The following is a 4,841-nucleotide window of genomic DNA, read 5'->3' on the forward strand; positions in this document are numbered from 1 at the left end:
AACGATCGCTTCTCGCACGATGCTGCTGAACCAGGCGGTAAACCCATATCGCAAGCATCACTGCAATGACACCTGAACTCACCCAACTAAGTGGACCTGCCAAGTCACCGTAGTTTTTGCCCAGCCACAAGCCGATCACGGCCAAGAGTGCAGTCCAAGCGATTGTCCCGATCGCAGTGTAAGCAGAGAACTTTACCGGTGGCATGTCCGCGAAACCTGCCGGGACACTGATGAGTGTTCGCAGCCCAGGAATCAAGCGACACAAAAGCACGGCCGCCGCACCCCAACGTTCGAACCAGCGATCAACTTGGTCGATGTCGTTCCGGGAAATGGTCAGCCAAGCACCATGTTTGTCCACCCACGTCGCGAGCCGCTCCTTTCCGATCCGGCGAGCTACCCAGTACCACGCATAGGCACCGACAAATGAGCCAGTGCTGCCCGCGATGACGACCGCGATAAAAGAGGATTGCCCTTGGCTGACTGAGTAACCAGCCCACGGCATCACCAATTCGGACGGAATAGGAGGAAACACGTTCTCCAGTAACATCAGCATTCCAACGCCGAATGCACCGAACTGTTCCAAAATACTTTCGATCCACTGATCCATGATTGAACAAGACCTAACGAGTGCGGGTCAAGTCAAAGACAAATTCTTCGACCATCCGAGAACCGCTCGTGCAACCAACGACTGGTCGCAATCATCTTCAGAGTGACACTCAACCGAGTGACGGAGATGGGTTTCGGAAGAAAATACACGCCGACATATCGTCGGGCTTTCCGGGCGATGGCTTTGCTTCCCAAGGTGCTCGTCACAATGACAGGCAACGTTGCAATTCGCTGGTCTTTCGACCGGCGCATCGCGTCGACCAAATCGAAACCGCTCCAATTGGGCATTTCGATATCAGTGATCACCGCGTTGACACTCTGCTTGGACAGCAACTCGAACGCTTCACAACCATCCGCCGCCTGAACGCTCTCAACTTCCAGATTGCGAAGGACTCGCGAGATGATCGTTCGCATGACTGCGACATCATCCACGACAAGAACATTCTTCATACCGATCGTTGGCAGCGGCAATTCATGTGCGACCTGCACGTTCAGCTCAACCATCGTCAGAGTCCTTCTTGCGATGGTTGATCAAAAGAGCCGAGCAATCGTATTCTAACACGCCACCGGTCAACTTGATCGGCGGTGACAACTGCTCTGCAAGCTCACTGGCCTTCAATCCCAATGTGCCGAAGTTGGCAGTTTCAATCGTTGATGCACACGCGCCATAGGCAACGTGTTCGATGCCGGCCAATCCAATCGCGGCTAGGCACATTGGGCACGGTTCACCAGTCGAAACAAGCCACAAACCGGAAAGATCTGGTCCGCCTAGCTTCTTCGCTGCCTTTCCGATGGCCACCACTTCGGCGTGCGCAGTCGGATCGCAGGTCGATACCACTTGATTATGAGCAACTGAAATTTGCTTCCCGCTTTCGGTGAAGACACCTGCGCCAAAAGGATGTTCGCCCATGGCCACACCTTCAATCGTCTTCGTCACGACGGACTTCATCCACTGGCGAAGCGTTTCGCTGTTAACTGCCATGGATGAGGACATAGACCTGAACCGATGAAGGAATGGATTGACAAAGTTAGATACATCGCAAGTACCGTGCCGCTACCTTCAACAAGTGCCGCACAGCCCGCGATTCACTTGATTTCTGAACAGCACTGGACCGGAGGTGACGACCGGCGCGGTTTTGGGTCGATCGCCAGCACTGAGCGACCAGGCATCGCAGCTTTGGAGGCCTGAGCAACGATCTATGATCAGCCTGAAACTCGGTTAGGAGCGTTGCTTGGTCTGCAATCGACCGTTTCGCGTCAAATCACCCCAATGCGTCTCAGGCAACTGCATCGCTCAATTTCGGCATGCAACCCGGACCAGCTGGGGCTTTGCCATGGTCTGAGGTAGTCAAACCCAAGCCGACGCGCACAGGGTTCAACACCCCGCAAAACCGTTACTTCCGAGGGTCGTTCGCGGGCAACTTTTCGTGCCTCGTGGGAGTGATTCCGCCTGGATGCTCAACATAAACCTTCTCGCCGCAGTTGGGACACGCGGGAACACGGTCGTCCACCGGCTTGCCGCATCCGGGACAAGGAGTGTGGTTGAGAGGGGCGGTGTCTTGTTTGGGTTCGTTCATCGTGGTGTTCCGTTTGAAAGCGGGGGGATCAGGACAGCAGGTTTCGACTAGAAATCAAAACAATGCCGGCGTTTGCGCCTCGAAAGGCAGTGTTTGCTTGAGAAGTCTTCCGTCAAAGGTCACCCGCAATCGGCGAGCCAATCATAACGGCGAGGGTTTTGGCCCGCCGTTTGCGTCAGGGCTTCATCACAACGCAGCAACGCGTTCAGCGAAGCTTGATTCGCCCAACCAAACCTCACTCAAATTGACAGGACTTCCCGTGAGCCAAAAGTTTCAAGTCAACCAATACGTTCAGTGGAACTACGGCGGTGGAACGGCCAAGGGACAGATCAAAGAGTCCTACAAAGAAAGGGTGACCAAAACCATCAAAGGCAACGACGTGACGCGGAACGCCAGCGATGACGAACCGGCCTACTACATCGAGCAAGAAGACGGTGATCACGTGCTGAAGAGCGAAAGCGAACTGCAAGACGCGTAAGGCGATTCGCTTCTGATGTGAGTTCGACAACCAAAAGCAAATTTCCGCTTCCAACAATTTCAAACAAACCCATGAATCGCAAAGCAATCATCACCGGGGGAAGCACAGGCATCGGCCGCGCAACCGCGGTCGCCCTCGCTCGATCCGGACACGATGTCGCAATCACCTACGCACATGGTGAAGACGACGCCAAACGCACCGCTGAAATGGTGCAAGCCGAAGGACGTGTGTGCGTGGTCAAACAGTTGGATCTGTCCAACCCTGATACTGCGAATCCAGTCGTCGATGAGATGGTCGACGAACTGGGCGGCCTCGATGTGTTTGTCAACAACGCTGGGATGATGGTCAATCAAACGATGCCGAATCTCGATGTCGAAACCGCTCAGCGAATCTTCAACGTCAACACGATTGGTGCAACGCTTGCGATCCAGCGGGCCGTGCATCACATGTTGCCTGGCGGTTTGGAAGGCGACGCGAAATCAACTCCGGGTCGAATCATTGTCGTGACCAGTGTTCACGAAGCGATCGCCAGTCCGGTCGACACGCTCTACACGATGACCAAACACGCTTTGGGTGGTTTGGTGAAGTGTTTGGCGTTGGATCTGACTCCGCTGAACATAACGGTCAATTCCGTCGCCCCCGGCGAAATTGCCACTCCGATGAACGACATGGATCCCGATGATGCCGAGACCTCACCACGGGAGGCGATTCCGGTCCGCCGGGTTGGTCACCCCGATGAAGTCGCGGCCGTCATCAATTTCCTTGCCGCCGAGCAAGCGGGATTTGTCACCGGGGCACGCTGGCCGATTGACGGTGGCTTTGAAGCCGCCGCACCACTCGCCGCCAGTGCTTTTCGAGAAGACTACTTGGCTCAGTAGCCCCACCATTCGAGCCCTTTCACTATCAACGGCAGTCACTGCCATCACAAACACCAACGAGTTCAAACGATGTCGACTACAACCCAAACTCAATTCAAACGCGATATTCTTCAAGACGAAACCACCGCGGAAGTCACTGCTTTGTTGCAATACAACCTGACCAACCTGATCGATCTAGCTTTGCTGATGAAGCAAGCCCACTGGAACGTCGTGGGTCCTAATTTTCGAAGCATTCATTTGCAACTCGACGAGATCATTGACTCCGTTCGAGCGGGAAGCGATGAAGTCGCCGAACGGATCGTCACACTCGGCATTCCAGCTGACGGCCGCGTTTCCACGGTCGCTGCCGAAAGCAAGGTGGAAGGCTACCCAGACGGATTCGTGAAAGTCTCCGAAACAATATCGCGAGTCGCGGACGCTTTGAAACAAGTCATCGAGTCGCTGCGTTCGGCGATTGAGAAACTCGGCGATCTCGACGCGATCAGCGAAGACATGCTGATCGCAATCTCGGGTGAACTCGAGAAGCATCTGTGGATGCTTCAGGCCCAAGAAGTCTGATCCCCGCGACAGACGCCATTGCCGGTAATCCGCCGGCCGTCCGCCGATCGCATGAATTGCGGACGCAACTACGAAGGATTTTTCCTCCACTCACACAAAGAGCTCACACATGTTGATTCCAATCATTGGCTGGATCATTTTCGGTTTGATCGTCGGCGCCCTCGCTCGGCTGATTTATCCCGGACGGCAAAACCTCGGCATCGTCAAAACAATCTTGCTCGGTGTTGTCGGTTCATTCGTCGGCGGCTTCCTCGCCTTCCTGCTGTTTGGCGGATCGGCCATGCAAGCGTCCGGATGGATCGGTTCCATCATCGGTGCCGTTGCGGTGCTCGCAATCGCGACTCGCTGGAATAGCAGTTCACAGCAATCGATCACCCATTGATTGGCTGACGAGCGACTGTCACACAAATTGGCGAGAGGTTTTTCCTCTCGCCTTTTTTCGTGTCGGCTGATTTTCGTTCGCATTGGCCTCCGATTTGCGACTCTTTGCAATCGTTTCCGAAATACTTCAACCGAAAGAAGCATGATGAATACTCACGAAAAGCTAATCGACCTGATCCAAGACTTTGATACCGCGATGCTGATCACGAAAGCAGATGACGGTGGTATGGACGCTCGCCCCATGGCGATCGCGGAAGCAACGGACGACGGCCAATTGTGGTTCGTTACCAATCGGAACTCTGGCAAGATCGCTGAGCTGATGTTGGACCGTGATGTCGCGGTGACGATGCAAGGTTCAAACAA

General features: G+C 54.5%; 9 protein-coding genes. 5 read left to right on the top strand and 4 right to left on the bottom strand.

Going from position 1 to position 4,841, the window contains the following annotated elements; genetic code table 11:
• The 4 genes from B2R17_RS01170 to B2R17_RS01185 form a co-directional block, all read right to left on the bottom strand.
• Positions 1–607, bottom strand: a 607-nt coding sequence (locus tag B2R17_RS01170; protein WP_286762511.1) for a DedA family protein, incomplete at its 3' end; no start/stop codon positions are given.
• A 32-nt stretch (positions 608–639) separates the two neighbouring features.
• Complete coding sequence (locus tag B2R17_RS01175) at positions 640–1,110, bottom strand: response regulator (RefSeq protein ID WP_008661392.1); 471 nt, start codon at positions 1,108–1,110, stop codon at positions 640–642.
• The gene (locus tag B2R17_RS01180) at positions 1,103–1,588 is read right to left on the bottom strand and encodes a nucleoside deaminase (protein ID WP_008661393.1); all 486 of its coding nucleotides are present in this window, start codon (positions 1,586–1,588) and stop codon (positions 1,103–1,105) included. The genes B2R17_RS01175 and B2R17_RS01180 overlap by 8 nt, the downstream gene beginning before the upstream one ends.
• 412 nt (positions 1,589–2,000) lie before the next feature.
• The gene (locus B2R17_RS01185) at positions 2,001–2,183 is read right to left on the bottom strand and encodes a zinc ribbon domain-containing protein (protein WP_286762512.1); all 183 of its coding nucleotides are present in this window, start codon (positions 2,181–2,183) and stop codon (positions 2,001–2,003) included.
• Positions 2,184–2,442: 259 nt separating this feature from the next.
• Here B2R17_RS01185 and B2R17_RS01190 point away from each other — a divergent pair, with 259 nt between their 5' ends.
• From B2R17_RS01190 to B2R17_RS01210, 5 genes are all read left to right on the top strand, one after another.
• Positions 2,443–2,661 carry a DUF2945 domain-containing protein gene (locus B2R17_RS01190; protein ID WP_286762513.1) on the top strand — a complete coding sequence of 73 codons (219 nt, stop codon included), beginning with the start codon at positions 2,443–2,445 and terminating at the stop codon, positions 2,659–2,661.
• A 71-nt stretch (positions 2,662–2,732) separates the two neighbouring features.
• On the top strand, positions 2,733–3,539 hold the full coding sequence (locus B2R17_RS01195; protein ID WP_286762514.1) for an SDR family oxidoreductase: 807 nt from the start codon (positions 2,733–2,735) through the stop codon (positions 3,537–3,539).
• A gap of 69 nt (positions 3,540–3,608) precedes the next feature.
• Complete coding sequence (dps, locus tag B2R17_RS01200) at positions 3,609–4,097, top strand: DNA starvation/stationary phase protection protein Dps (protein WP_286762515.1); 489 nt, start codon at positions 3,609–3,611, stop codon at positions 4,095–4,097.
• 109 nt (positions 4,098–4,206) lie between these two features.
• Positions 4,207–4,479 (top strand): GlsB/YeaQ/YmgE family stress response membrane protein, encoded by a 273-nt coding sequence (locus tag B2R17_RS01205; RefSeq protein WP_008661398.1) that lies wholly within the window; start codon positions 4,207–4,209, stop codon positions 4,477–4,479.
• A 144-nt stretch (positions 4,480–4,623) separates the two neighbouring features.
• A partial coding sequence (locus tag B2R17_RS01210; protein WP_349676978.1) for a pyridoxamine 5'-phosphate oxidase family protein occupies positions 4,624–4,841 on the top strand: 218 nt, incomplete at its 3' end.

This window comes from Rhodopirellula sp. UBA1907 (assembly GCF_002337565.1).
In the GTDB taxonomy this organism is placed as follows: domain Bacteria; phylum Planctomycetota; class Planctomycetia; order Pirellulales; family Pirellulaceae; genus Rhodopirellula; species Rhodopirellula europaea.